Raw genomic sequence first — 25,135 nt, 5'->3', positions numbered from 1 at the left:
GAACCGAATATGAGCCGGCCGCCCCGCGAGAGTATGCGCGGGGCGGCCGACTCGTGGAGCAGGGGGTCATGGGGTCATGGGATCACCAGAACGTCACCACGAAGCCCTTGCACTTGGCGCACTGCCGCATCGTCTTGTTGCCGGTCTCCTGGTCCTGCTTGGACCAGGCGTAGGCCTTGGGGCAGTGCTTCTTGATGGCATCGCTGTAGGCGGAGGTGGCATCCCGGCTCGGGTTCACGCACAGCACGGTCTTCCCGGCGGAGTTGTGCTGCCGGTCGGCCTTCGGGCAGTAACGCAGCAGGTTCTTCCGGCAGCCCTGCTGCGAGCACGAGCCGTTCTTGGTGACCTTCTCGGCTCCCTTGGGCGCGATGGTGATGGGGAGTGAGAAGGCGTTGACGTAGCTGACGTCGTACCAGGGCGCCTTCGTGTCCTTCCTGTCGAAGTTGAACTCGGCGAGGCTTACCGGCTGTTCGCCCGTCTTGCAGCGCTGGGCGAATACTCCGCAGTCGCCGATGGCGCAGTGGAACGTGCTTCCCGACGTGCCCGAACATCCCTGGCGGGCGAAGAACGTGCCGCGCCAGTGGTGGGGGGCCTTGTCCTCCGGGATGGTCACGGTCGCCGACTGCCCGGGCTTGAGCACGGGCAGCGACTTCAGGCTCTTCGAATCTCCGTCGGGCTCGTCCTTGTTGGCGGTGCTGCCGATCCACAGCTTCTTCCCGGACCGGTTGACGAACGTCACCGTGTGGGCGCCGGCGGCCGCACTCGCCTCGGGTGCGGCGACGGTGGTAGCGGCGGGCACGGTGCGGGAATCGTCGGCCGCGGCGGCATGCGCGGCTCCGGCGGACGCGCCGGCCGGCATGAGACACAGCACGGCCGCGAGAAGCAGCTCACGTAATCCCTTCACCTGGTACTCCCTCGGTGGTCGCTTGCTGCACGCAACAGCGGGTGTCTCAGAACGGGGTCAGCGTCAGGTGCATGTGCTGGGGGCTGGGGTCCTCGATGTAGGAGGCCCAGCCGGCGACGTCGTCGAAGGCGAACCCGTAGGCCTTGCCGTTGCTGGTCGCGGCGTGGATGGCCTTGGCGTAGTGGTTGGTGACGGCGGTGTCGTAGAAGGTGGCCGCGCGGGTGGTGGGCTGCTTGCTGTGGCTCAGCAGCGTCGAGCGGTTGAACGCGGCGCCCAGGACGGCGGCGACGGGGCCGGTGATCCCGTCGTTGGGGGCGGCGAGCGCCCCGTCGCAGAAGAGCACGTCACGGGTGGAGGGCTTGGCGAAGGAGACCTGCGCGGGGCCGCTGAAGGTCAGCTGCTGGTTCCTGACCCGGCCGGTGAACGTGCCCGCGTTCGTCCTGACGACGAGGTTCTTGTTCTGGTAGGTGTGCCAGACCTTGTCGATGTAGTCGTCGAAGTAGTGCTGGGGGAACCGGCCGGCGTCGAGGCCGTGGCTCGGGGCGATGACGCGCCGGTCGGCTATGACGAGGTGCTTGAAGTCCGGGTGGTTCCGCAGGGCGTTGAAGACCTTCACGCGGCCGCCGGCGGACAGCCGGCCGGTGCTGTGGTTCTTCGCTCCGTTCAGCCCGATCATCATCGGAACGCTGAACATGTCCACCATGGTGGTGTTGCAGTGCATGCCGGACGCGTCGTGGGTGAACTCCACGAAGTCGTGCAGCACGGAGAAGTTGGGGTCGGACTCCACCCAGCCGGCCGGCTGCTGAAGACCGATCTTGCCGTCGGCGCCCCTGACGGCCTTGAACTTCAGCTTGTGGCCGAGGGCCACGTAGATGCGTCCGGACATCTGCGGCAGTCGCAGCTCGGTCGCGCCATGGGCGGCCAGCGGGATGGAGTAGTCGGCGAAGCCGCCCGCGTGGTTGTCGGAGAGCTTGACGGGGGCCAGGGTGCCCCGCCGGGTGAGCCGTACCTGCCGGTCTCCCTTGCTGCCCACGACGTACAGATGGACCTGGCCGTTGGCGAACGTGCCGCTGCTGTTGACGACCGTGAGCGGCAGCCCCCCTCGCGCGGCCTCGGCGGCCGGGTCGGCGCCGTCGGAGTCGGCGAAGGCGCGCGGGGCGGCGGAGACGAGAGCGGATCCGGCCAGGGCACCCGCCATCGAGGCGAGCGCTCCGCGGCGGGTGGGCGGGTGGGCGTCGGACGAGAACATGCGGAAATTCCTCTCTCCAGTGCTGGGTGTGACGGAACACGCGTGGGGAAACGGGCGCGCGCGGACGCCCGCCCACGCAGTGCCCTGGCCGCGGCGGGCGGCCAGGGCACTGCGTGGGAGCCCTGCTACAGGTGTCCGGCGCTCCAGCAGCCGTCGCCGTGGCAGTTCTTCAGCCCGGTCAGCGCGTCGTGCAGCTTCGCCAGGCGGGCCTGGCTCAGCTGTCCGGCGATGTTGTGCAGCTCGTCGGGGTCGGTGCTCAGGTCGTAGTACTCCTTCGCGCCGCTGTCGTACTCGACGTAGGTGTAGGAGTTGGTGCGCATGGCGTGGTAGTTCGGCGGGCTGACGCTCTCGGTGCCGTGGTTGTCCGGGTCGTCAGGAGCCGGCTTGGCGTGGCGGTGCTCGATCAGGTTGGCCGTGCGCCAGCCCGCGTCCGAGCCGCCGTCCAGGAGGGGGAGCATGCTGTGCCCGTCCACCTTGGACGACACCGCGGCGCCGCCGATCTTCTCGAAGGTGGGCGCGAAGTCGATGTTCGACACCTGGGCGTGGCTCGTCCGTCCGGCCGCGACACCGGGTCCTGCGATCACCAGCGGCACGCGGACGTCCGTGTCGAAGGCCGTCTGCTTGCCCGCCTTGAGCCGGTACTCACCGAGGTGGAAGCCGTTGTCGGAGCTGAAGACGACGTAGGTGTTGTCGGCGACGTGGGCGCTGGTCAGGCTCTGGCGCAGCTTGCCGAGCATCTTGTCGACCGCCTGGAGCGACTGTGCGCGCTTGCGGAACTTCTTGTCGATCGCGGTCTTCTCGCTCTGGGTCAACGGTTTCTGCCGGGCCAGCCACGGCGGCGCGTTGGTCGGGAGCTTGTCGAAGGCGGGGCCCTGCGGCGCCTTCAGGCCGGGGAAGTCCTTCGTGTCCCGGCGGGCCGGCGTGGACGGACCGTGCGGTGTGAAAAGGGCGACCTCCAGCATGAACGGCTTGTGCGCCGCTGCGGACTTCTTGATGAACGACTGACCCTTCTCGCTCAGGACGTCGGTCAGATAGTCCTTGTTCTTGTCGCCGTGGGGTTCCATCTTGTGGTCGTGGGCGAGCTTGTAGTTGTACTCCGGGTAGCCGTTGCCGACGACGTCCCACTGGCTCCACCCCTGCGGCACGTACGGCTGCTGGCCGTCGACCGTGGACTGGGGGTCGTAACCGTTGAGGTACTTGCCCATCATCGCGGTGCGGTAGCCCTTGGCCTTCAGGGCGGCAGCGAAGGTGTCCTTCTCCAGGCCGTTGTCGTGGAAGGCCTTGAAGCCGCCGTTGGACCCTGCCGTGTTGCTGAGGACGCCGGTGTTGTGCGGGTACTCACCGGTGAAGATGGACGAACGGGACGGACAGCAGAGCGAGTTGCTGACCACGAAGTCGCTGAACGACGTGCCCTGTGACTGGAGCTTCTGCACCTGGGGCATGTACGGGAGCAGGTTTGTGGACATGTCGTCGGTGAGTACGAAGACGATGTTCGGTTTGGCCGCTGCCGTGGCCGCGGCCGGCTTCACGGTGGGGCCGGTGGCGTGTGCTGTCGCCGCGTTCATTCCGCTCTGAGCGGCGAACACCATCGCCGCCAAGCCGGCTGTAAGCGTCAGCAATTGACGAGTGCGAATCATGCTGGGAGCGTGGCAGCAGGAATCCGCCCCGGTCAATATCAGATTGCCCCCTGCCGAATTATTCCGTGCTCAGGCCAATTAATCCGGACCGGTCGCCTTGCGACAGCCTCTGATTCCCCTGCACTCTATACACGGCACCTGCATCGAGAGCCGTGGAACCGGACGAGAGGAAACCGGGCGTTGGAGGTAACCAGCGGAGTGGGGAGCAAAGCATGGCACTCCCTGCACGTGTGGAAGCAAACGTTCAAGAAGGGCGTCCACACGTTCCATCTGCCGTCGTCTTCAGGAATCAAACTGAATGCCCATCTGAGCGGGCTTCTGGAAATCCGCGAAGGCCACGCCACACGGACAGGGAAAGAGGCGTTCCCACTTCCCGACGACGTGTGCATCATTCCCCCGGGGCTGAGCCGGACGCTGGTCGTGGCACCGACCGGTGACGAGCCCGTGACGATCGCCACCCTCACCCTCCCGGTCGACACGCTGCGCCGGTTCATCACCGAGGAGGACCTGCCGTCACGCGTCCCGTATCTGTCGGATCCGCACCCGGTGACGCGGTTCGACCCGCTCCTCGCGGCCATGGTGAAGGCGGTGGCGGCCGCGAGCGAGGTCGGCGCTGACGACCTGTACGCGCAGTCGGCGGCGCAGTTCATCGCCGCCCACCTGCTCGCGCCGCACTCGTCCGGTTCGGGCAGGACAGCCGGTCTGTTGAGCTCAGGGCAGCTCGAGACGATTCTGTCCTATATGCGGGCCAACCTCGAACAACCGGTCTCGGTCGGCGACCTGGCGTCCCTGGTCTCCTTCAGCCGTTTCCACTTCGTACGCTGTTTCAAGGCCACCACCGGATTCACCCCGTACCGCTATCTCACCGAACTCCGGATCGACCTGGCCCGCAAGTACCTCGAGACCGGCGACGACACCATCGCCCGCATAGGACGGCGCTGCGGATTCTCCGGTTCCGAGCACTTCTCGCGGAGCTTCCGCCGCATCATGGGATGCACGCCGTCGCAGTACCGGACGAGGCGCACCTGCAATGTCGGGCACAGACTGCCCGTGCTTTGATCGGTCTCCTCCGGGCAAGCTCGTTCGACGCGGTGAAACCGAGGTGTGCATGGCAGGCAAGGCCGGGCGGGTCCTGGTGGTCGACGACGACGCGGCGATACGGCGGTCACTGGCACGGGGGCTGAGACTGAGCGGATTCACGGTGACGATCGCGGACGGCGGTCACACCGGTCTGGCGGAGGCCCGCGCCGGCCGCCCCGACATCGTCGTCCTGGACGTCAGCATGCCCGATCTCAGCGGCATCGACGTGTGCCGGGCCCTGCGCGACGACGGCGACGACGTACCCGTGCTGATGCTCTCCGCGCTGGACGAGACGGCCGACCGGGTGGCGGGCCTACAGGCGGGCGGGGACGACTACCTGGTCAAGCCGTTCGCACTCCAGGAGTTGGTCCTGCGGCTGCACGCCCTGCTGCGCCGCCGCCCGCCGGCCGCCACCGCCCCCCTCCGCGTCGGCGGCCTCGTCCTCGACCCGGCCGCCCACCAGGCCGTTCTGGACGACCGGCCACTGCAACTGACCCGGCGCGAGTTCGCGCTGCTGGAGATCCTGGCCCGCAACGCGGGCATCGTGCTCACCCGCGAGCAACTGCTGGACTGGGTCTGGGGATACGACTTCCAGGTCCGCAGTGACGCCGTCGACACCTTCGTCAGCTATCTGCGGCGCAAGCTGGAGGCAGGCGGCCGGCCCCGGATGGTGCACACCGTGCGCGGGGTCGGTTTCGTCCTGCGCGCGGACCGCCAGACCCCGCACATCGAGGACACGCCGTGAAACTGTCCACCCGTATCGCGCTCGCGGTCGGCGTGAGTGTGCCCGTGCTGGTCCTCGCTTCCGGCTGGCTGCTGCTCCACCTGGTCAGCAGCGACCTGCGCACGCACCAGAACGACCAACTACGCGCCCGCGCGACGGTCGTAGCCCAGAACGCCAAGGCGTATCTGGACGTGGCCGGGACCGACCACCCGCTCCTGGAGCAGGTCCGCCGACGCCGGCTGATCAACTCCGCCCGGGATGTGGGCGTCCGGCTGAAGGGGCCGCAGGACACGATCTCGGCCGGCCCGCAGCCCGAGCCGAACCCCACGCTGCCCCGCAACGCCCTGACGCCCGTCACCGTGACCTCCGGCGGCAAGGACTGGCTCGTCCTGTCACTGTGCGTCGGTGCCGCGGCGAAAGAGAGCAACACCCCGAATCTGTGGCTGCTGTCACCGGACACGGCCGAGGACGAACTGGCGCTGGTGCGCCAACGGGTACTGACCGGTGCGCTGGTGGCCGCCGCACTGGCCGGTGCCACCGCCTGGGCCATCGCCGCCCGGGCGGTTCTTCCGCTACGGCGGCTTCAGCGGCGTACCAGTGGACTGGACCCCAGGACCAGCACCGTACGCCTGGAGCACACGCCGACCCGGATCACCGAGGTGGACGACCTGGCGTACACGGTGCAGACCGTGCTCGCCCGCTACGACGAGCAGGCCGCGCGCACCGGGGAGGCGCTGGCCACCGCCCGCGCGTTCGCCGCGACCGCCTCCCACGAGCTGCGCACCCCGCTGATGAGCATGCGCACCAACCTCGACATCCTCACCGACCACCCCGACCTCGACCCCGAGGACCGGGCGGAGGTGCTCGGGGACCTCGGGCGCGAACACACCCGGCTGCTCGGGCTGCTGGTGATGCTGAAGGCGCTCGCACAGGGCGACCTGATCGAGGCGGACGCGTTCTCGTCACTGGACCTCGGGGAGCTCGTGGAGGCGTCGGTCTGCGACCTGCGGCGCACTCGCCCCGACGCCGAAGTGTCCGTACGCACCACCGCGGGGGTGCGTGTCGACGGCTGGGAGCAGGGTCTGCGCTCGGCGGTGGACAACCTGCTGACCAACGCCTGGACCCACGGCCGCGCCGAAGACGGCGTCGCCCGCATCGAGGTGACCCTGCGCCCGCCGCTCGGTGGGCGCGAGGCGACCGCGGTGCTCGTGGTGGACGACCACGGCCGCGGCATCCCTCCCGAAAGCCGCGAGGAGATCTTCCAGCGTTTCCACCGCGGCCCCGACAGCCCCGGCTCCGGCCTGGGCCTCACCCTGGTCGCCCAGCAAGCCGCCCTCCACGGGGGCCACATCACCGTGTCGGACCGCCCTGACGGCCGGCCCGGCACACGCTTCGAGCTCCACCTGCCGGCCACGGGCGTCCAGGACGTGGAGTACACCCTGCCGCTGCTGCACCGCGACTGGCTGACCCGAACCCCCGAACAGGCCCCGCCGGGCCTGTTCACCAAGCGCACCTAGGTTTACGTTCGGCCAGGGTCGGTATCCGCTTTCCTCCCTGTCGAATTATTCCCCGCCAGTGCCAATTAATCCGGCGGCGGTCGACTTGCGACTGTCGCCGGTACGCCCGCATTCTGACCTGGCGTCCCTGTCTCCTTCCGAACTCTGCAGCGGCCTCGCATGCAATTAACTCTCAGCGATGCGGATGCAAAGGATATGGCATGAGTACTGAATTGCGAGAAACTCCCGCGGCCGCCTGCGACGAGGAGTTGGTGGAGCGGGCCCGCACCGCGGCACGGACGTTGGCGGCGAACGCCGCACGGACGGAGCATGATCTGCGTCCGGCCGCGGATTCCCTGGCGGTGCTACGGCGGGCCGGACTGTTCGCGATGGGCGTCCCGCGCGATGCCGGTGGGGCCGGAGCCGGTCTGCGGACCCAGGTGCGGGTGATCGCCGAACTGGGGCAGGGGTGTCCGTCGACGGCGTGGATCACCGCACTGTCCGCGGCCTTGAAGACCGTGTGCTCGGCGGTGTTCCCCGAGGCCGCCCGCGAGGTTCTGTTCGCCGACCCCGACGCGATCATGTGCGGTTCCACCACACCGCTGAGGGCCCTGGGCGAGCGGACCGGTTACGGTTTCAGCGTCTCGGGGCGGTGGCAGGCCGTCGCCGGCTGCGAGGACTCGGCGTGGGCGGTCCTCGCGGTACCCGTGCACGCGGAGGGCCAACCCGCCCTGTATTGCCCGGCGTTGATCTCGACCAGGGACCTCTCCGTCGAACGCGACCGGCCCGTCACCGGCATGGCCGGAACGGGCAGTCACACGCTCGTGGCCCAGGACGTGGCGGTACCCCCGGCCCACGTGGTGTTCCCCACCGCCGAAGCGGACCGGGCCCCCGGCTTCCCCGCCGCTTCGACGGCACTGCTCGGCATCGCCGTCGTCATGCTCGCCCCGCTGCTCGGAGCCGCACGCGGCGCCCAGCACGCGATGGAGAAAGTGTCAGCGGGCGTCGACGCCCTCACGCCGGCCGTCCGTCACCCACCGTCCCGGCCGTGGCTCACCACCGCCTGCCGGCTCCTCGACTCGGCGACAAGCCGCGTTCTGCGCGTAGCGGATGCCCTCGACGACCGGCTCCATCAGCTCCATGCTCCTGCGAACTCCGTGTTCCGCCCCGCGCGGGAACACGCACGCATGCGGGCGGAGCTGGCGTCCGCCGCGCAGGAATGCCGGGAGGCCGTGGACTGGCTGCTGGACCCGCACAGCCTGGGCGGCTTCGCCCCGGGCGCCTCGCTGCGGCGCATCTGGCGCGACCTGGCGGTCATGATGCGCCACCCGCAGTTCGGCCCCCACACCGTCGCGGAGGACTACGGCCGGGTTCTGTTCGGAGGTAGGAGGGGTCGGCCGAGACCTCGGGTACCAGACGAGCTAGAGGATCGTGGCGCGCTGGCGAGTAGACGAGGCGGCGTCGGTCCCGGCAGCGGTGAGTAAGCCGTGGGCTTGTGAGCCATGGGGACCAATGGGGGACCACACGGTGTCAGCAGCATTGAGCGGCACGTACGCCGACGCACGCCCTGCGCCCAAGATTCGCCCGTTATGCCCAGAAAGGGTGGCCGACCCTCACTCCTGGGGGTCAAGGGGTCGCAGGTTCAAATCCTGTCGTCCCGCCGTGCGAAAACGCAGATCGGTGGCCGTGCCGGAGTCAGTCCGGCACGGCCACCGATCATTCCGGTGTGACGGAGGCTCAGCCGGACGTGCCCGCCGGGGTCGTGGTGGTGGTGAAGCCTTCCTTCTTGTTGGCCGCGAGGGCGAAGTCATTGGTGAACGTCGTGCCGAGGTTCACCTTCGAGGTCGCGTGGCCGACCAGCTCCTCCGTGGCCAGGACGTTCTTGGGACCGTCGGCCGGCATGATGCCGTCCGGGAGGAACTGCCCCTTGTCCTGGGTCAGGGCCGAGATGTAGTCGGCCTTGGTGACCAGCTGGTTCTGCACGAACGACTGCGGCAGCTTGTCGGCGATGTCCGCCGCGCTGTGCTTGTCGATCCAGTGCATGGTGGCCACGAGCGCGTCGACGACCTTCTGCACCGCGTCCTTGTGCGAGTTCACCCAGTCGGTGCGGGCGATGACACCCGCGGCCGGCCAGGCGCCGCCGGTCGCGGCCTTGGCACCCTCGGTGGTGGCGACATCGACCGCCGAGTAGCCGACGCCCTTCTTCTCGATGGCGGCGACCGTCGGCTGCGTCGTCATGACACAGGCCACCTTGCCGTTCTGCAGCGCGGCGATGGCGGTGGAGCCCGCGCCGACCCCGATCCGGTGGAAGTCGCTCGTCTTGATGCCCTTCTTGGCGGCCAGGAACTGGGTCAGCGTGTCGGTGCCCGAGCCCAGGTCGGTCACGCCCAGCGTCTTGCCCTTGAAGTCCGCCGCCGAGTGCACCCCGCTCTTGGTGGCACACATCTCCCGCTCGCCCGGCGCACCGGACAGCTGGACGACGTCCTCGACGGCCTTGCCCTTCACCTGGAAGTCGATCGTGTGGTTGTACCAGGCGCCCGCCATGTCCACCTGCCCCGAGGCCATGGCGTCCTCGGCGCCGGTGCCGCCGTCCTGCTCGGTGCTCAGCACGACGTTGACGCCGTACTTCTTGTAGAAGCCGAGGTTCTGGGCGAGCTGGTAGGGCAGGTAGATCTGCTTGTCGATGCCGCCGACCATGATCCTGACGGTCGGGGTGCCGCCGGAGCCGCTGGAACCGGAGGAGCTGCTGGAACACGCCGTGGCCGCGCCGAGGGCGAGGACGGTGACGAGGGACGCGGTGAGGATTCTCTTGGACATGGCGGCTCTTTCGTTTTCGTTCTGAGGAACGGCGGTAGGGGAGGGGAAGAGGCGAGAATCAGAGGCTGTTGGCCTCGGTGGGGGCCGGCGGGCGCCAGGACAGCAGCCGGTGCTCGAGCTTGCCGATCAGCCACTCCGCGCCGAGCACGATCACCGCGATGACGAGCATCGTGGCGAACACACCGTTGGGGTCGAAGTTGTTCTGCGCGGTCTTGATGACGAGGCCGAGGCCGCTCTGCGCGCCGAGCACCTCGCCGACGAGCGCGCCGACGATGGCGAAGCCGAACGCGCTGTGCAGGCTGGCGATGATCCAGGTGAGCGCGGAGGGCACGATGACGTGCCGGATGATCTGCAGCTGGGAGGCGCCGAGCACCCGGGCGTTGGCGAGGATGTTGCGGTCGACCTCGCGGACGCCCTGGAAGGCGTTGAAGAAGACGATGAAGAACACCAGCACGGCGGCGAGCAGGATCTTCGGGGTGACGCCGATACCGAAGGCGACGATGAAGATCGAGCCGAGTACGATGCGCGGGATGGCGTTGACCATCTTGATGTAGGGACCGAGGACGTCGGACAGATAGCGGCTCTGGCCCAGCGCGACGCCGAAGACGACTCCGGTGCCGGCGCCGAGGGCGAAGCCGATGAGCGCCTCCTGGATGGTGGTCCAGATGTTCGCGTAGAAGGAGCCGAACTCGGTGCCGTTCTGGAAGAGGTCGATCAGCCGCTGCCAGATCCCGGACGGCTGCCCGAAGAAGAACGGGTCGACGATGCCCCAGGTGGTGAACGCCTGCCAGCCGCCGAGGACGAACGCGGCGAGGCCGAGGCGGCCCGCCCACACCAGCGCGACGCGGCGTCGTGCGGCCCGTTTGGCGGCGGCCGCGGCCGAGGCGTGCCCGCCGTCGGCGACCGGGACGGCGGAAGCGGTGGACGTCGTGCTCATGCCTTTCCTCCTGCGGTGCGTGCGTAGGCGCGCTCCACCTCTTCGCGCAGCGTGTCCCAGATCTGGTGCTGGAGTTCGATGAAGCGGGGCTGGTAGCGGATCTCCTGGACCGAGCCGCGCGGACGGGGCAGGTCGATGTCGAAGACGGCCTTGACCGACCCGGGGCTGGACGTCATGACGACGACCCGGTCGGCGAGCGCCACGGCCTCGTCCAGGTCGTGCGTGATGAAGATGACGGAGGGCCGGATCTGCTCCCACAGGTCCAGCAGCTCGGTGGACATGATCGCCTTGGTCTGTACGTCCAGGGCGCCGAACGGCTCGTCCATGATCAGGATCTTGGGTTCGTTGATCAGCGCCGCGGCCATCGCCACGCGCTTGCGCATGCCGCCGGAGAGCTGGTGCGGGTAGCGGTCCTCGAAGCCGGAGAGGCCGACGCGGCGCAGCCAGTCCCGGGCCGAGGCCTGGGCCTGCTGCTTGGGCACGCCGCGGAATATCGGGCCCATGAGCACATTGCCGAGGACCGTCTTCCAGGGCAGCAGCGCGTCCGCCTGGAACATGAAGCTGACGCCGTCGGTGATGCCGTCCACCTCGCGGCCGCCGACCTTGACCGAGCCCTCGCTGGGCCGGTCGAGCCCGGACACCATGCCGAGCGTGGTGGACTTGCCGCAGCCGGTGGGGCCGACCACCGCACAGAACTGACCCGGCTCCACGGTGAACGAAACGCCTTGCAGCGCCGTGAACACCTCACCGGCAGGGGTCAGGAATCGCTTGGTGAGCCCGGAGATCTCGATGCGCGCGTCCTCGCGCTCTGCTGCATCGGCGATCGGGCTCCTCGCGACATCGTTTCGCGAAGCCATGTGAGGCCGTCTCCTTCCACACCTCGTGGGGTCGAGGAAGGCAGACGCTAGAGGTCACCCCGTGTTACGTCGCTGTTTCCCAGGTATCTCGCGAAAGCCGCGTTAACCGGGGTTCTGCTCGTTCTGCTCAGTGAAACGGGGGTGGGCAGGATTTCGGCCATCAGGCACAATCACGCCACCACGGGTCCGGCGCCGGGCCGGCCCGGCACCACGCGGGACAGAGGCGAAGAGGCACCTGTGACACCCATCCGTATGCGGATCGGGCGCGGCGGGAGGGGGAGACTCTCCGCGCGGATCCTCGCCAGCCAGCTCGTCATCCTGGCGCTGACCGGCGCCATCGGATTCGTCCTGTTCGCCTTCGCGCAGCGCTCCGCGCTCGACCGCACCTACGAGGAGCGGGCTGTGGGCATCGCGCAGACCGCGGCCGCGGACCCGCAGATCCGGCGCGCCATGGAGTACGGCGACGGCGGTGACGTGGTGCAGACCGCCGCCGAGCGGATCCGGATCGCGTCGGGCGCGTCGTACGTGGTGGTGATCGACCTGCACGGGGTCCGCCACTCGCACCCCATGCCGCACCTGGTGGGCTCGCCGGTGGCCGAGCCGCTCGTGGTGCTGGACGGGCGGACGCACGTCGGCACCGACCAGGGCGCGACCGGACGGTCCGCCAACGGCAAGGCCCCGCTGTACGGGCCGACGCACAGGCTGGTCGGCGAGGTGTCGGTGGGCATCCCCGAACGGCATGTGCTCAGCGAGCTGTGGCGCGAGCTGCCCACCTTCGGCCTGTACGCCGCGATCGCCACCACGCTCGGTGCCACGGCCGCGTATCTGCTGGCCAGGCGGCTGAAGCGGACCACGTTCGGGCTGGAGCTGGAGGAGATCGCCGGACTGCTGCAGGACCGCGAGGCGATGCTGCACGGCATCCGCGAGGGCGTGGTCGCCTTCGACCCCGACGGCCGGATCACCGTGGTGAACGACGAGGCCCGCCGGCTGCTCGGCCTCGGTACCGCGCTCGGCCGGACCGTCGAGGAGGTGCTGCCCGACGGCCGGCTGCGCCGCGCCCTGGACGGCACCCTGACCGGCACCGACGTCAGCGTCCTGACCGACGAGCACTGCCTCGTCGTCAACCGTATGCCGGTCACCCTGCACGGCCGGGAACTCGGCGCCGTGGTCACCGTACGGGACCGCACCGAAATGGTCGGGCTGCTGCGCGAACTGGACTCCGTGCGGGGCCTGACAGACGCGCTGCGGGCCCAGCAGCACGAGTTCACCAACCGCATGCACACCCTGGCCGGCCTGCTCGACATCGGGGAGTACGACGACGCCTACGAGTTCGCCGTCGGCGCGGCCGGCACCGGGCAGGCGCTCACCGAATCGGTGCGCAGGCGGATCGGGAACTCGCTCATGGTCGGTCTGCTCGTGGCCAAGACCACGGTCGCCGGCGAACGCGGGGTACGGATCGTGCTGACCGACGACTCGTCCCTCGGCCAGGACCCGCCGCACCTGCACCGGCTGCTGACCATCGTGGGCAACCTGCTGGACAACGCGGTCGACGCGGCCGGCGAGGGTCCGCGCCCGGCGGACGGCCGCGAGGTACGGCTCACCCTGACCGAGGGCCCTCGCGAGGTGCGCATCCGGGTCGCGGACACCGGTCCGGGGATCCCGCCGGAGGCGGCCGAGTCGATCTTCGAGGACGGCTTCTCGACCCGGCCGGAACGGGGCACCGCCCGGCGTGGCCTCGGCCTGGCCCTGGTGCACCGCCTGGTGCAACGGCACGGCGGCACCATCACGGTCAGCGAAGGCCCCGGCGCCGTCTTCACGGTCGTACTGCCCCTGCCGGACAAGGCCCTCGCGCCTGAGGGAGCACTGTTCACCAAGGCGTTGCCGGTGGGAGGCGAGCGCTGATGATCCGGACCCTGGTCGTGGACGACGACTTCCGGGTGAGCCACATCCACAGCGAGTACGTGAGCCGCGTCGCGGGCTTCGACGTGGTCGGCGAGGCGGCGAGCGTCGCCGAGGCGCTGGAGGCGGTCCGGGCACTGCGCCCCGACCTGCTGCTGCTCGACATCTTCCTGCCCGACGGCAGCGGGCTCGACGTGCTGCGCCGGCTCACCGGGGACGAGGGAGGCGACCGCCCCGACGCCCTGATGATCACCGCGGACCGGGACATCGAGTCGGTGCGCACCGCCATGAAGCTCGGCGCCGTGGGCTACCTGGTCAAGCCGTTCGGCTCCCCCGACCTGTGCGAACGGCTCACCGCCTACCGGGAGCTCCAGCAGCGCGTGGAGGTGCTCGGCCCGGCCGCCGAGACCGATCAGGCCGATGTGGACGCCCTGTTCAGCGCCGCCCGGCCGCCCGCCGTGCCACGGGTGCCGGCCAAGGGCCACTCGGCGCCCACCCTGACCCTGGTCCACCAGGCGCTGCGCACCGCGCGCGGCCCGGTGTCGGCGGCCGAGGCGGCCGAACTCACCGGCGTCTCCCGCGCCACGGCCCAGCGCTATCTGTCCTACCTGGTCAAGGAGGGCATGGTCCGCCTGGAACTGCGATACGGCGCGACCGGGCGTCCGGAGCACCGCTATCGCATCGTCACCTGAAGCGGCGGACCGGCCGTTCACCGGCTGGGGGCCACGCCCCCGATCGTCTCCGCCGGCTTCCGCTGCCGACGCGCCGCCATCACCGCGTAGACCAGGATCCCGGCGAACAGGAACAGCACACCCTGGTACACCGCCGCGTAGCCGGCGCCCGCCATCAGCCAGATGGAGAAGGCGGCCGCGACCGCGGTGATCACCGAGTCCCGCACCAGGCGCGAGCGGTCCACGGACCGGCCGGAGACCAGGTGGAAGAGCTGCGCGCCGGTCGCCAGCAGGTACGGCACGGTCGCGGTGAACGTGGTGACGAGGACCAGGACGTCGAAGACCTTCGCCGAGCCCGACAGGTAGTTGTACGCCGTGAGCAGGGAGGACAGCACGACCGTGACGCCGACACCGACCGTCGGCACGCCCCGGCGGCGGCGTGCGAAAGCGGCCGGGAACAGGCCGTCCTTCGCCGCGGCGTACGGCGTCTGCGCGCTCAGCAGCGTCCAGCCGTTGAGGCAGCCCGTCATCGACACCAGCGCCGCCAGCGCCACCGCCGTACCACCCCAGCTGCCCCCGAACATCGTGTTCACGGCGTCGGAGAAGGGGGCCGTGGAGGCCACCAGGCGGTGGTGAGCGACCGTGCCGAAGACGGACAGCGTGCCCAGGAGGTAGACCAGCGCGGCGCCCGCGGTGCCGATCACGGTGGCGCGCCCCACGTTGCGGCGGGCGTTCCTGACCTCGCCGGCGCTCACGGCGGCGGACTCCACCCCGAGGTAGGAGAAGAGCAGCAGGGCGGCGGAGGCGGAGACGGCTCCGATCGCGCTGTGCCCGCTCGCGTTGAACGGCCCGAGCCGGGACGGGTCGAAGAAGAACAGGCCGCCGACCGCGACGAGCAGCAGCGGCACGAACTTCAGCACGGTCGAGACCAGCTGGACCGCGCCCACGTACCGGGTGCCGGCGAAGTTGGCGAGGGCGGGCAGCCACTGCAGGACCAGGGCGGCCAGACACGCGGTCCACTTGTGGCCGCCCACCGGGATCAGCACGTCCAGGTAGCCGACGGCGGCGACGGCGAGCGCCGCGTTCGACACCCAGGTGGTGATCCAGTACGCCCAGGCGGCGAGGAACCCGGCGAAGTCGCCGAAGGCCTCGCGGGCGTAGACGTAGGGGCCGCCGGTGCGCGGGTCGCGTGCGGCGAGCCGGCCGAAGACCAGCGCGAGCGCGATGGCACCCACGGTCAGCACCCCGAAGGCGACCAGGCTGACCCAGCCGTACGGGGCGATGGAGGCGGGGAGCAGAAAGATGCCGCCGCCGATGATGTTGCCCATGACCAGCGCGGTCGCGACGGGCAGGCCGAACCGGCGGGCGTGCCTGCCGGTGTCGGGAAGGTCTCCGACGGCAGCGGTGAGCTCCGCGGAGGTGGCCGGAGCCGGCTGCGGGGCGGTTCCGGTGACGTGCATGAGTGGTGCGCCTCTCATCGAACAGATGTCCCAGGATCGCCGGGACCCCGCCATGGTCCGGGATGCCCCGGCCCGCCGCAAAATCGCCGTTTCTTGTGCCGTCCGGGCGGGTCGTTCGTGAAAAAAGTGCGCTGACGCGGCGTCTCCTCCGCCAGATTTTCCGCGCCTCGGCCTCGCCTCGGCCTCGCCTCGGTCCCGCGTCGGCCCTGCCTCGGTCCCGCGCCGGCTAGCCCCGGTCCGTTCCCTCCGCCCACAGACTGCGCACATGACCCAGATGCCGGGTCATGATCGCGTGGACGGCCTTCTCGTCCCGTTCCAACAGGGCGTCGAGGAGTTCCAGGTGCTCCTCGGCCGAGGCGAGCAGCCGGCCGGCCTCCACCAGGGCCGTCAGGCCGTAGAGGCGGGAGCGTTTGCGCAGGTCGGCGACCACCTCGACCAGGTGGGCGTTGCCCGCGAGGGCGAGCAGGCCGAGGTGGAAGCGGGTGTCGGCCTCGACATAGGCGATCAGGTCGCCCGCCACCGCGGCCGTGACGATCTCGCGGGCCGCCGGGCGCAGCGCCTCCAGCGAGACACGGTCGGCGGTGCGGGCCAGTTCGACGACGGTCGGAATCTCGACGAGGGCGCGGATGTGCGTGTACTCGTCCAGCTGCCTGTCGGAGACGACGGTGACCCGGAAGCCCTTGTTCGGCACGGTGTCGACCAGGCCCTCCTTGGCCAGGTCCAGCATCGCCTCCCGCACCGGCGTCGCGGAGACGCCGAAGCGGGCCGCGAGCGAGGGCGCGGAGTAGACCGCGCCCGGCCGCAGCTCGCCGGCGATCAGCGCGGCGCGCAGCGCGTCGGCGACGCGCTCGCGGTAGCTGCTGCGCCGGCCGCCCAGTCGGGGAAGCGCGGGCATCTGCGTGCCTCGCTCGTCTTGTGCCATGTCACGCATCACCGGATGAGTCTAGAGGATGGCCCGGATGGCCTAGAGGACGAAGCCCTCCGGGAAGGGGTCGGTGGGGTCCAGGAGGTACTGCGCGGTGCCGGTGATCCACGCCCGGCCGGTGAAGCTGGGCAGCACCGCCGGGCGGCCCGCCACCTCCGTCGTGCCGAGCAGCCGCCCGGTGAACCGGGTGCCGATGAAGGACTCGTTCACGAACTCGGTGTGCAACGGCAGTTCGCCGCGCGCGTGCAACTGCGCCATGCGTGCGCTGGTGCCCGTGCCGCACGGGGAGCGGTCGAACCAGCCGGGGTGGATGACCATCGCATGGCGCGAGTGGCGTGCCGTGGCGCCGGGCGCGTACAGGTGGACGTGGTGGCAGCCGCGGATGGAGGGATCCTCCGGATGCACCGGCTCCGCCTCCGAGTTGATCGCGTCCATGAGCGTCAGACCGGCCGCGAGGATGTCGTCCTTGCGGGCGCGGTCGAAGGGCAGCCCGAACGCGTCGAGCGGGAGGATCGCGTAGAAGTTGCCGCCGTAGGCGAGGTCGTAGGTGACCGTGCGCCCGTCGGGCAGGGTGATCCTGCGGTCCAGGGCGACGGCGAACGACGGCACGTTCCTCAGGGTCACGTTCCGCGCGGCGCCGTTCTCCACCGCCACCTCGGCCACCACCGGCCCCGCCGGGGTGTCGAGCCGGATGGTGGTCACCGGCTCCACCACCTCCACCATGCCGGTCTCGACCAGCACGGTCGCCACCCCGATGGTGCCGTGCCCGCACATCGGCAGATAGCCGGAGACCTCGATGTAGATCACGCCCCAGTCGCAGTCGGGGCGGGCCGGCGGTTGCAGGATCGCGCCGCTCATCGCGGAGTGGCCCCGAGGTTCGTTCATCAGCAACCGCTTGATGTGGTCGCGGTGTTCACGGAAGTACAGCCGCCGCTCGTTCATGGTCACACCCGGTACGGTGCCGATCCCGCCGGTGACGACCCGGGTCGGCATGCCCTCGGTGTGCGAGTCGACGGCGTGCAGGACGAGCTTGCTGCGCACGCTTTTCGCCCCCTTCTCAGACGAGCCCTGTGGCTACGGCCTTCTCGGTGGCCGCCCGGACCGCCGCCTCCTGCTCGGGGAGCAGCGGGACGCGCGGCGGGCGCACCGGCCCGCCGTACCGGCCGACGACGTCCATGGACAGTTTGATGGCCTGCACGAACTCGACCCGGGAGTCCCAGCGCAGCAGCGGATGGAGCTGCCGGTACAGGGGGAGCGCGGTGGTGAGGTCCCCGGCCACCGCGGCGCGGTACAGCTCCACCGAGGCCCGGGGGAGCGCGTTCGGGTAGCCGGCCACCCAGCCCTTGGCGCCCGCCACGGCCAGCTCCAGCAGGACGTCGTCGGCGCCGATCAACAGATCCAGTTCCGGGGCGAGTTCGGCGATGCGGTAGGCGCGGCGGACGTCACCGGAGAACTCCTTGACGCCGTGGATGTGGCCCTCGCCGTACAGCCGGGCGAGGAGTTCGGGCACCAGGTCGACCTTGGTGTCGATCGGGTTGTTGTACGCCACCACCGGCAGGCCCGCGCGGGCGACCTCGGCGTAGTGGGCGAGGACGGAACGCTCGTCGGCGCGGTAGGCGTTGGGCGGCAGCAGCATCACCGACGCACAGCCGGCCTCGCCCGCCCGCTCGGCCCAGCGTCGCGCCTCGGCGGAGCCGTACGCGGCGACGCCCGGCATCACCCGCGCGCCGCCGACCGCCGCCACGGCCGTCTCCACCACCCGGGTCCGCTCCTCGGGGGTGAGCACCTGGTACTCGCCGAGCGAGCCGTTCGGTACGACGCCGTCGCAGCCGTGTCCGACCAGCCAGGCGCAGTGCTCGGCGTAGCGGTCGTAGTCGATCGAGAGGTCGTCGCGCAGCGGGAGGGCGGTGGCGACGAGGACGCCGCGCCAGGGGCGGTTCGGTGACTGGGTCATGCGGATCCCTTATCCAATGAGGTGTGACATATTACTGTCGCGGTGACCTGGGGACCAGGTCTCGGTTCGGCTGGTTCAGTCCTCCGGCAGCCCGGCCAGGACGCCGAGCGGCACCGGCCGGGCGAAGGGACGACGGCCGGGCGTGAACGGGCATCCGGTCAGACCGGCCACCGCGGGCGCGCACACGCGGCCCTGGCACCAGCCCATCCCGGCCCGGGTGAGCAGCTTCGCGGTGCGCAGATCCCCGGCGCCGAGCGTGCCGGCGGCCGCCCGTACCTGGCCGGCGGTGACCTCCTCGCACCGGCACACCACCGTGTCGTCCGTGATCCGGTCCGCCCAGCCCGGGGGTGGCGCGTACACCGTCTCCAGGGCCGCGAAGAACGCCCGTTGCCGGGTCCTGGCCCGGGCCGCCGCCGCCCAGTCGTGCGGGTCGGGGGCGGTGCCGCGCAGGCGGGCGGCGATCGAGCGGCCGGCGATGTGCCCCTCGGCGAGCGCGAGGGCCGCCCCGCCGATCCCGGTGGTCTCCCCGGCCGCCCAGACCCCGGGCACGTCGGTGCGCTGCTCGTCGTCGACCCGTACGTCCGTGCCGGCCAGGGTGCAGCCGAGCGTCTCGGCGAGGTCGGTGTGCGGCAGCATGCCGTGTCCGACGGCGAGGGTGTCACAGGGGATGCGGCGCGCGCTGCCGGGCCTGACCCGCCCGCCCCGCTCCAGCGCTGCGACGGTGACCGCCTCCAGCCGGTCGGTGCCGTGCGCCTCCAGCACGGTGTACCGGGAAAGCGTCCGTACCCGGTGCCGCAGCAACCGCCCCGCGTACCACGCGCCTTCGGCGAGCTTGCCGGGCTCCGTCGCCGCGAGGGCCGGTGTGCGGCGCAGTACGGCCGCGGGGTCGGCGGACTCGACCAGCGCGGCCACGCGCGCCCCGGCCGCGGCGAGCCCCGTGGCCACCGGCAGCAGCAGGGGTCCGGTGCCGGCGACCACGACCGTACGGCCGGGCAGCACCAGGCCGCCCTTGAGCATGGCCTGCGCGCCGCCCGCCGTGACCACGCCGGGCAGCGTCCAGCCGGGGAAGGGCAGTACGCGCTCGTACCCGCCGGTGGCGAGCAGCACGGCGTCGGCGCGGACGGTGACGCCCTCCTCCTGTGCGGGGCCGCGCAGGGCGTGCACCCGGAAGGCCCCCGACCCCTGCTTCACGCACCAGACATGATGATCCGGCAGGTGGGTGACGCGCCCGGCCGTGATGTGCCGGCCGATGCCGTCCCGCAGCCGCTGCCAGGCGCGCCACTGGTGGTGCAGGGCCTCGGGTCGGCGGGCGCCGAGCGCCCGGGCGGGCTGCCGGTAGAACTGGCCGCCCGCCTGCCCGGCCGCGTCGACGAGGGTGACCCGTACACCCCGGGCGGCCGCCGCCAGTGCCCCGGCGAGCCCCGCCGGGCCCGCCCCGACGACGGCGAGATGCGCGCGCTCAGTCATCGTCCCGGCCCGTCCCCTCCTGGGTGCGGATCACGTCGCCCGGCCGCACCGGCACCAGGCAAGCCCGTTGGTTCACCTGTCCGTTGAGGGTCACCAGGCAGTCGAAGCACACCCCGATCCCGCAGAACACCCCGCGCGGCCGGCCGGCCCCGCGGGTGCTGCGCCAGGAGGTCACGCCCGCCGCCCACAGCGCCGCCGCGACCGTCTGCCCGGGCAGGGCCGCGAGGGGCCGCCCGTCGAAGCTGACGGTGAAGGCCTCGCCCGGGCGGGCCCGGGCCAGCTCCAGGGGATTCACGGTGTGTCGCCTCCGTCGGTGTCGTGTCCCTCGAACCGCTCCGGCCGGAACGGCGTGAGATCCAGTTCCGGTGTCTTCCCGGTGAGCGTCTGCGCGATCAACTGCCCGGTACCGGCGGCCAGTCCGATGCCGGCGCCCTCGTGCCCGCAGGCGTGGAACAGCCCCGGCGCGCGGGGGTCGGGGCCGATCGCCGGGAGGTGGTCGGGCAGATACGGCCGGAAGCCCGCGTACGTGCGCAGCGCGCGCACCCGCTCCAGGAAGGGGAACAGCCCGATCGCTCCGGCCGCGAGCGCCCGTACGGCCGGAAGCGACAGCGAGCGGTCGAAGCCGACCCGCTCCCGGCTCGCGCCGATCAGCACCGGCCCGGCGGCCGTCCCCTCCACCACCGGCGAGGTGCGCAAGGAGGCCGAGTCGCTCGCGACGTCGGCCACGTAGTCCGCGGCGTACACCTTGTGCCGGACCATCCGCGGCAACGGCTCGGTGACGAGGACGAAGCCGCGCCGGGGGAGCACCGGCAGCCGGACACCGGCGAGCGCCGCGAGGGCACCGCCCCAGGTACCGGCCGCGTTCACCACCGCCGGTGCGTGCAGATCGCCCTGGTCGGTACGGACGCCGGTCACGGCGCCGCCGGCCGAGCGCAGCACCCCGGTCACGGTCCAGCCCGTGTGCAGGCGGGCGCCGGAGGCGCGGAGCAGGTGGGCGGCGGCGAGGGCGGGCATGACCTGGGCGTCCTGTGGATAGTGCACCCCGCCCGTCAGGCCCGGGACCACATGCGGTTCCAGGGAAGGGAGTTGCGCTGCCGCCACCGGGTCGGCCACGACTCCCGCGGCCCGCTGGGCGTCCGCGAACGCGTGCAGCGCGGCGAGGGACTCGGGGGCGGAGGCGACGACCAGGCCGCCCTTGGGCTCGTACTCGACCGCCGCCCCCAGCTCGTCGCCCAGCTGCGCCCACAACCGGGCGGACAGCAGGGCGAGGTCGAGCTCGGGGCCCGGTTCCTTGTCGGAGACGAGCAGGTTGCCCTCGCCCGCGCCGGTGGTGCCGCCGGCCACCGGGCCCCGGTCCACCACCCGGACGCCGAGGCCGGACCGGGCGGCGTACAGCGCACAGGCCGCACCCACCATGCCGGCTCCGACGACCACGACATCGCAGGTCAGTCGCTTTGCCACAGCAGTACTATGTCACATGTCGCCGATTCCGAGGAGACCTCGGACAGCTTCGTCCCGACACTCCCGCCCCATTCGCGCCCCATTCCCGTCCCAGGCGTGGACGCCCCCTTGACGTCGCCGGATGCCGGATCGACACTCCAGGGTGGGAATCCTAGTGAACAGGTAGGGAATGATGACGCGCCTCGACACCGGCACCGGCCCCGCGCGCCGTACGCCGCTGTGCGCACCCCTGCTCACCTCCCGCCGGCACATCGATCTGCTGCGCGTCTGCAGCGCGATCAGCCCTCAGCGCTGAGCCGGAGCCCCGCGCCCGCCGGCACGCACATCCGTACGTCCATCACCCGGGGAGACGCATGTCCATCACTCCGCTCGCCGCCGTCCCGTCCGTCCACCGCGTCGCGCCCGTCTTCCGGGGCCGCATCGGCCAGGACGCGCGCAGCGGCCATTACGCCGTGCCGCACCGCTACCGGCTCCATCTCTCGACCGCCTGCCCCGACGGGCTCCGCCTCGCCGTCGGACACAGCCTCCTCGGCCTGGACGGCAGTTGTCCGGTCACGGTCCTGCCCGCCGTACCGGACTGTCCCGGCGGCGGCCACTCGGCGCTGCGCCCGCTGTACGAGGCGAGCGCCCACCACTACACCGGCCCGGCCCTCGCGCCCGTGCTCAGCGACGACTGGTCCGGACGGATCGTCAGCACCCAGGCCCGCGACATCCTGCGCGACCTCGACCGCTTCTTCCCGCGCGAGGACCGCCTCGCCCTGTACCCGTGCGGTCAGGAGTCCGTGATCGAGGCCGTCGAGCGGATGTGCGCCGAGGGGATCGAGGAGGCCGCGCAGCGCGCCGGACAGGCCGGCACCGACGCCGCCGAGCGGGCCGCCGCCCTGGACGTGCTCCTGGACACCCTGGGCCGGCTGGAGAGCCGGCTGGCCGCGGAGGCGTACCTGGTCGACGACCGGCTCACCGCCGCCGACATCGAACTGTGGGTCACCCTGGTGCAGTTGGACACCGTCCACCGCTGCCACCTGGACGCCGCCGCCGTCCACCGCATCGCCGGCCACCGCGCCCTGTGGGCCTACGCCCGCCGCCTGGCCGCCCATCCCGCCTTCGGCCGCCACCTCGACCTCGACGGCATCTCCCGCCGCCACCACGGTCGTTGCCGGGGACTGGAGGCCGCCGGGGCCGCCGTCCAGATCCTGGACTGGGCGGGCCACCTCGCGGGCGCCGAGGACGCTTCCCGCAGGTGAGAAACGGTCGGGCGGCGTCCACTCCGCGGACAGCCGTTGACATGTGAACGGACGACTGCCTTACTTACGGCTCAGAACGGTCATGAGCGTCAGCACCAAGCCCTGGCTGGCTGACCGGCAACCCTCGCATCGCGGTGGGGTGCCCCAGGTGACGACCGGACCGGAATGACGTTTTCGGTAAGCGCGAGGGCCCCGCGGGGCCGGAACAGTGACAGGTGACGCCATGTACGCAGCTCCCAGGACGGCCGCGAGCCGGCCCCAGGGCTGCGTACGGTCGTACGCCGGGCTCCTCGTCGCCGACCGCGCCGTCGATCTGCTCCGCGTCAACAGCGCACTGTGTACCGCCCCGGGCTCTGCCCGCTGTCAGGGCTGACGTCTCCTTCCAGCCCTCGCATCTCCAGCACCCGCGTTCCTGACGCCCACCGCCACGCCGGTGTGCCATCGCCCGCCCAGCCCCCGGTTCCCGCGCGCTGCCGTGCGCCGCCCCGTGCCGTCGTGCCGTGGCGGTGCCCACGCCCGAGCGTCGTGAGCCGGGGTGTCCGACTCCACCGGAGCCCGCCATGAGTGAACCCCCAGGCGCCGCCGTCTCCCTCGCCGAGGCGCCGCCCGCCGACACCCCGTCAAAGCCGCTGAGCGCTCAGCGGGTTCAGCCGCTGCGCCGGCCCGGCCGGTGGATCGCCACCGCCGTCGTCCTCGTGCTCGTCGCACAGATCGTGCACGGACTGGCCACGAACCCGTTCTACCAATGGGACCGCTTCCGCTACTGGTTCCTGCGCCCCACGGTCCTCGACGGGCTCCTCGTCACCCTCGAAGTCGCCGCTCTCAGCGCGGTCTTCGGCCTCCTCGGCGGCATCCTGCTCGCTCTCGGCCGGCAGTCCGGCAGCCCGGTGCTGCGCGCCGTGAGCTGGACCTACACCTGGCTCTTCCGCTCGGTGCCGCTCATCGTCGTCCTCATCTTCCTCTACAACTTCTCGGCCCTGTACAAGACGGTGAGCCTCGGCATCCCCTTCGGCCCCGCCTTCGTCACCTTCGACGAGTCCAGGCTGGCCACCGACATGACGGTCGCCGTGGTCGGGCTCAGCCTCAACGAGGCGGCGTACGCGGCGGAGGTCGTACGCGGCGGCCTCCTCTCCGTCGACCAGGGCCAGCACGAGGCGGCGGCCGCGCTCGGCCTGCCCAGGGGCTACCAGTTCACCAGGATCGTGTTCCCGCAGGCCCTCAGGTCGATCACGCCGAACTACGTCAACCAGCTCATCGGCCTGATCAAGAGCACCTCGCTGGTCTTCTACGTCTCGCTGCTCGACCTCTTCGGCTCCGTGCAGACCATGGGCAGCACCTACCCCGGCGACATCGTGCCCCTGCTGCTCGTCGCCACCGTCTGGTACCTGATCCTCACCAGCGTCGTGTCCGTCGTCCAGTTCTACGTCGAGCGGTACTTCGCCCGGGGCGCCACCCGCACCCTGCCGCCGACCCCGCTGCAGAAGGCGCGCGCCGGCCTCGACGGGTTCCGGGCCCGGCTGCGCAGGGAGGCCGCCGTATGACCGCCACCGACACCCTGGAGACCACCCCGGCCGCGCTGGAGATTCACGGCGTCCACAAGTGGTACGGCACCCACCGCGTGCTCGACGGCATCGACCTGACCGTGCGCCCCGGCGAGGTCACCGTCGTCATCGGCCCCTCCGGCTCCGGCAAGTCCACCCTGCTGCGGGTCATCAACCACCTGGAGAAACCCGAGATCGGCCACGTCAGCGTCGGCGGCGAGCCGATCGGCGTCCAACGCGGCAGCGGCGGCCGGCTGAAGGAGCTCAGCGAGCGGGCCATCCTGGCCCAGCGCAGCCGGATCGGCTTCGTCTTCCAGAACTTCAACCTCTTCCCGCACCTGACCGTCCTCGACAACGTCGCCGCCGCGCCCGTCGCCACCGGGAAGCTGACCAAGCCCGAAGCGCTGGACCTGGCCCGGGAACTGCTCACCCGGGTCGGCCTCGGCGACCGTACCGGCGCCTATCCCCGCCAACTCTCCGGCGGACAGCAGCAGCGGGTCGCCATCGCCCGCGCCCTCGCGCTGCGCCCCGGCATCATCCTCTTCGACGAGCCGACCTCCGCGCTCGACCCCGAGACGGTCGGCGAGGTGCTCTCCGTCATCAAGGACCTCGCCACCAGCGGCACCACCCTGGTCATCGTCACCCACGAGATCGGCTTCGCCCGCGAGGTCGCCGACCGGATCGTCTTCATCGACGGCGGCCGGATCGTCGAACAGGGCCCGCCCGAGGAGGTCCTGGACCGGCCCCGGCACGAGCGGACCCGGGACTTCCTCGCCAAGGTCCTCTGACTCCCCTTTCCCCCGATCAGTACC

Annotated in this window: 24 protein-coding genes and 1 riboswitch; of the genes, 11 read left to right on the top strand and 13 right to left on the bottom strand. The window is 71.1% G+C overall.

Going from position 1 to position 25,135, the window contains the following annotated elements; all coding sequences use genetic code 11:
- Positions 1-82: 82 nt before the first annotated feature.
- From FB563_RS36815 to FB563_RS36805, 3 genes are all read right to left on the bottom strand, one after another.
- Positions 83-904: a thaumatin family protein gene (locus FB563_RS36815; protein WP_244329067.1), complete on the bottom strand. Its 822-nt coding sequence runs from the start codon at positions 902-904 to the stop codon at positions 83-85.
- A gap of 46 nt (positions 905-950) precedes the next feature.
- The gene (locus FB563_RS36810; RefSeq protein WP_142219184.1) at positions 951-2,153 is read right to left on the bottom strand and encodes a beta-1,3-glucanase family protein; all 1,203 of its coding nucleotides are present in this window, start codon (positions 2,151-2,153) and stop codon (positions 951-953) included.
- A gap of 125 nt (positions 2,154-2,278) precedes the next feature.
- Positions 2,279-3,790 (bottom strand): sulfatase family protein, encoded by a 1,512-nt coding sequence (locus FB563_RS36805; RefSeq protein ID WP_142219183.1) that lies wholly within the window; start codon positions 3,788-3,790, stop codon positions 2,279-2,281.
- A gap of 9 nt (positions 3,791-3,799) precedes the next feature.
- On the opposite strand from FB563_RS36805, the gene FB563_RS36800 reads away from it, so the two are divergent.
- The 4 genes from FB563_RS36800 to FB563_RS36785 all read left to right on the top strand — a co-directional run bounded on the left by FB563_RS36800 (position 3,800) and on the right by FB563_RS36785 (position 8,574).
- Complete coding sequence (locus FB563_RS36800) at positions 3,800-4,849, top strand: helix-turn-helix domain-containing protein (protein ID WP_167528550.1); 1,050 nt, start codon at positions 3,800-3,802, stop codon at positions 4,847-4,849.
- 49 nt (positions 4,850-4,898) lie between these two features.
- Entirely contained in the window at positions 4,899-5,615 is a 717-nt protein-coding gene (locus FB563_RS36795) for a response regulator transcription factor (RefSeq protein ID WP_142219181.1), read from the top strand.
- Positions 5,612-7,111, top strand: a complete 1,500-nt coding sequence (locus FB563_RS36790) for a sensor histidine kinase (protein WP_142219180.1) — start codon at positions 5,612-5,614, stop codon at positions 7,109-7,111. Before FB563_RS36795 ends, FB563_RS36790 begins: the two co-directional genes overlap by 4 nt.
- Positions 7,112-7,311: 200 nt before the next feature.
- Positions 7,312-8,574 (top strand): acyl-CoA dehydrogenase family protein, encoded by a 1,263-nt coding sequence (locus FB563_RS36785; protein WP_079048815.1) that lies wholly within the window; start codon positions 7,312-7,314, stop codon positions 8,572-8,574.
- 253 nt (positions 8,575-8,827) lie between these two features.
- On the opposite strand, the gene FB563_RS36780 is transcribed toward FB563_RS36785, so the two are convergent.
- Genes FB563_RS36780 through FB563_RS36770 form a run of 3 tightly spaced genes read right to left on the bottom strand, consistent with a single transcriptional unit; the run spans position 8,828 to position 11,701 of the window.
- Positions 8,828-9,907 carry an ABC transporter substrate-binding protein gene (locus FB563_RS36780; protein WP_055706765.1) on the bottom strand — a complete coding sequence of 360 codons (1,080 nt, stop codon included), beginning with the start codon at positions 9,905-9,907 and terminating at the stop codon, positions 8,828-8,830.
- Positions 9,908-9,965: 58 nt separating this feature from the next.
- Positions 9,966-10,844 (bottom strand): ABC transporter permease, encoded by an 879-nt coding sequence (locus FB563_RS36775; protein WP_055706766.1) that lies wholly within the window; start codon positions 10,842-10,844, stop codon positions 9,966-9,968.
- Positions 10,841-11,701 carry an ABC transporter ATP-binding protein gene (locus FB563_RS36770; RefSeq protein ID WP_079048816.1) on the bottom strand — a complete coding sequence of 287 codons (861 nt, stop codon included), beginning with the start codon at positions 11,699-11,701 and terminating at the stop codon, positions 10,841-10,843. The genes FB563_RS36775 and FB563_RS36770 overlap by 4 nt, the downstream gene beginning before the upstream one ends.
- Before the next feature lie 237 nt (positions 11,702-11,938).
- On the opposite strand from FB563_RS36770, the gene FB563_RS36765 reads away from it, so the two are divergent.
- Both FB563_RS36765 and FB563_RS36760 read left to right on the top strand, forming a co-directional pair.
- Positions 11,939-13,603: an ATP-binding protein gene (locus FB563_RS36765; protein WP_234357786.1), complete on the top strand. Its 1,665-nt coding sequence runs from the start codon at positions 11,939-11,941 to the stop codon at positions 13,601-13,603.
- A complete protein-coding gene (locus FB563_RS36760) occupies positions 13,603-14,292 on the top strand; it encodes a response regulator (protein ID WP_055706768.1) in 690 nt (229 codons plus the stop codon). The genes FB563_RS36765 and FB563_RS36760 overlap by 1 nt, the downstream gene beginning before the upstream one ends.
- Before the next feature lie 17 nt (positions 14,293-14,309).
- Here FB563_RS36760 and FB563_RS36755 read toward each other — a convergent pair whose 3' ends face one another.
- The 7 genes from FB563_RS36755 to FB563_RS36725 form a co-directional block, all read right to left on the bottom strand.
- Entirely contained in the window at positions 14,310-15,731 is a 1,422-nt protein-coding gene (locus FB563_RS36755) for an amino acid permease (protein WP_055706769.1), read from the bottom strand.
- Positions 15,732-15,957: 226 nt separating this feature from the next.
- On the bottom strand, positions 15,958-16,653 hold the full coding sequence (locus tag FB563_RS36750) for a GntR family transcriptional regulator (RefSeq protein ID WP_234357787.1): 696 nt from the start codon (positions 16,651-16,653) through the stop codon (positions 15,958-15,960).
- A 42-nt stretch (positions 16,654-16,695) separates the two neighbouring features.
- A complete protein-coding gene (locus FB563_RS36745) occupies positions 16,696-17,697 on the bottom strand; it encodes a proline racemase family protein (protein WP_055706771.1) in 1,002 nt (333 codons plus the stop codon).
- A gap of 16 nt (positions 17,698-17,713) precedes the next feature.
- Positions 17,714-18,610 carry a dihydrodipicolinate synthase family protein gene (locus FB563_RS36740; protein ID WP_055706772.1) on the bottom strand — a complete coding sequence of 299 codons (897 nt, stop codon included), beginning with the start codon at positions 18,608-18,610 and terminating at the stop codon, positions 17,714-17,716.
- 75 nt (positions 18,611-18,685) lie between these two features.
- Positions 18,686-20,077, bottom strand: coding sequence for an NAD(P)/FAD-dependent oxidoreductase (locus FB563_RS36735; protein ID WP_055706773.1), 1,392 nt, complete (start codon positions 20,075-20,077; stop codon positions 18,686-18,688).
- Positions 20,070-20,372: a (2Fe-2S)-binding protein gene (locus FB563_RS36730; protein ID WP_055706774.1), complete on the bottom strand. Its 303-nt coding sequence runs from the start codon at positions 20,370-20,372 to the stop codon at positions 20,070-20,072. The genes FB563_RS36735 and FB563_RS36730 overlap by 8 nt, the downstream gene beginning before the upstream one ends.
- Positions 20,369-21,538 carry an NAD(P)/FAD-dependent oxidoreductase gene (locus tag FB563_RS36725; RefSeq protein WP_055706775.1) on the bottom strand — a complete coding sequence of 390 codons (1,170 nt, stop codon included), beginning with the start codon at positions 21,536-21,538 and terminating at the stop codon, positions 20,369-20,371. Before FB563_RS36725 ends, FB563_RS36730 begins: the two co-directional genes overlap by 4 nt.
- A gap of 172 nt (positions 21,539-21,710) precedes the next feature.
- On the opposite strand from FB563_RS36725, the gene FB563_RS45025 reads away from it, so the two are divergent.
- The 5 genes from FB563_RS45025 to FB563_RS36710 all read left to right on the top strand — a co-directional run bounded on the left by FB563_RS45025 (position 21,711) and on the right by FB563_RS36710 (position 25,111).
- Positions 21,711-21,833, top strand: a complete 123-nt coding sequence (locus FB563_RS45025) for a putative leader peptide (RefSeq protein ID WP_267888651.1) — start codon at positions 21,711-21,713, stop codon at positions 21,831-21,833.
- A gap of 58 nt (positions 21,834-21,891) precedes the next feature.
- Positions 21,892-22,782, top strand: a complete 891-nt coding sequence (locus tag FB563_RS36720) for a glutathione S-transferase C-terminal domain-containing protein (protein ID WP_055706776.1) — start codon at positions 21,892-21,894, stop codon at positions 22,780-22,782.
- A 78-nt stretch (positions 22,783-22,860) separates the two neighbouring features.
- Positions 22,861-22,972: riboswitch (SAM riboswitch) on the top strand.
- 33 nt (positions 22,973-23,005) lie between these two features.
- Complete coding sequence (locus FB563_RS43340; RefSeq protein ID WP_159045524.1) at positions 23,006-23,155, top strand: hypothetical protein; 150 nt, start codon at positions 23,006-23,008, stop codon at positions 23,153-23,155.
- 187 nt (positions 23,156-23,342) lie between these two features.
- Positions 23,343-24,323 (top strand): amino acid ABC transporter permease, encoded by a 981-nt coding sequence (locus tag FB563_RS36715; RefSeq protein ID WP_055706777.1) that lies wholly within the window; start codon positions 23,343-23,345, stop codon positions 24,321-24,323.
- Entirely contained in the window at positions 24,320-25,111 is a 792-nt protein-coding gene (locus FB563_RS36710; RefSeq protein WP_055706778.1) for an amino acid ABC transporter ATP-binding protein, read from the top strand. Before FB563_RS36715 ends, FB563_RS36710 begins: the two co-directional genes overlap by 4 nt.
- Positions 25,112-25,135: the final 24 nt, after the last annotated feature.

The sequence above is a fragment of the Streptomyces puniciscabiei genome, assembly GCF_006715785.1.
Classification (GTDB): Bacteria; Actinomycetota; Actinomycetes; order Streptomycetales; family Streptomycetaceae; genus Streptomyces; species Streptomyces puniciscabiei.
The sequence above is the reverse complement of the archived record's forward strand: the minus strand, read 5'-3'. Positions and strand labels throughout refer to the sequence as shown.

Bases quoted from the DNA above. Each gene is read 5' to 3' on its own strand.
- FB563_RS36810 (WP_142219184.1), bottom strand. From the start codon at position 2,153: ATGTTCTCGTCCGACGCCCACCCGCCCACCCGCCGCGGAGCGCTCGCC.
- FB563_RS36805 (WP_142219183.1), bottom strand. From the start codon at position 3,790: ATGATTCGCACTCGTCAATTGCTGACGCTTACAGCCGGCTTGGCGGCG.
- FB563_RS36795 (WP_142219181.1), top strand. From the start codon at position 4,899: ATGGCAGGCAAGGCCGGGCGGGTCCTGGTGGTCGACGACGACGCGGCG.
- FB563_RS36785 (WP_079048815.1), top strand. From the start codon at position 7,312: ATGAGTACTGAATTGCGAGAAACTCCCGCGGCCGCCTGCGACGAGGAG.
- FB563_RS36780 (WP_055706765.1), bottom strand. From the start codon at position 9,907: ATGTCCAAGAGAATCCTCACCGCGTCCCTCGTCACCGTCCTCGCCCTC.
- FB563_RS36775 (WP_055706766.1), bottom strand. From the start codon at position 10,844: ATGAGCACGACGTCCACCGCTTCCGCCGTCCCGGTCGCCGACGGCGGG.
- FB563_RS36770 (WP_079048816.1), bottom strand. From the start codon at position 11,701: ATGGCTTCGCGAAACGATGTCGCGAGGAGCCCGATCGCCGATGCAGCA.
- FB563_RS36760 (WP_055706768.1), top strand. From the start codon at position 13,603: ATGATCCGGACCCTGGTCGTGGACGACGACTTCCGGGTGAGCCACATC.
- FB563_RS36755 (WP_055706769.1), bottom strand. From the start codon at position 15,731: ATGCACGTCACCGGAACCGCCCCGCAGCCGGCTCCGGCCACCTCCGCG.
- FB563_RS36750 (WP_234357787.1), bottom strand. From the start codon at position 16,653: ATGGCACAAGACGAGCGAGGCACGCAGATGCCCGCGCTTCCCCGACTG.
- FB563_RS36740 (WP_055706772.1), bottom strand. From the start codon at position 18,610: ATGACCCAGTCACCGAACCGCCCCTGGCGCGGCGTCCTCGTCGCCACC.
- FB563_RS36735 (WP_055706773.1), bottom strand. From the start codon at position 20,077: ATGACTGAGCGCGCGCATCTCGCCGTCGTCGGGGCGGGCCCGGCGGGG.
- FB563_RS45025 (WP_267888651.1), top strand. From the start codon at position 21,711: ATGACGCGCCTCGACACCGGCACCGGCCCCGCGCGCCGTACGCCGCTG.
- FB563_RS36720 (WP_055706776.1), top strand. From the start codon at position 21,892: ATGTCCATCACTCCGCTCGCCGCCGTCCCGTCCGTCCACCGCGTCGCG.
- FB563_RS43340 (WP_159045524.1), top strand. From the start codon at position 23,006: ATGTACGCAGCTCCCAGGACGGCCGCGAGCCGGCCCCAGGGCTGCGTA.
- FB563_RS36715 (WP_055706777.1), top strand. From the start codon at position 23,343: ATGAGTGAACCCCCAGGCGCCGCCGTCTCCCTCGCCGAGGCGCCGCCC.
- FB563_RS36710 (WP_055706778.1), top strand. From the start codon at position 24,320: ATGACCGCCACCGACACCCTGGAGACCACCCCGGCCGCGCTGGAGATT.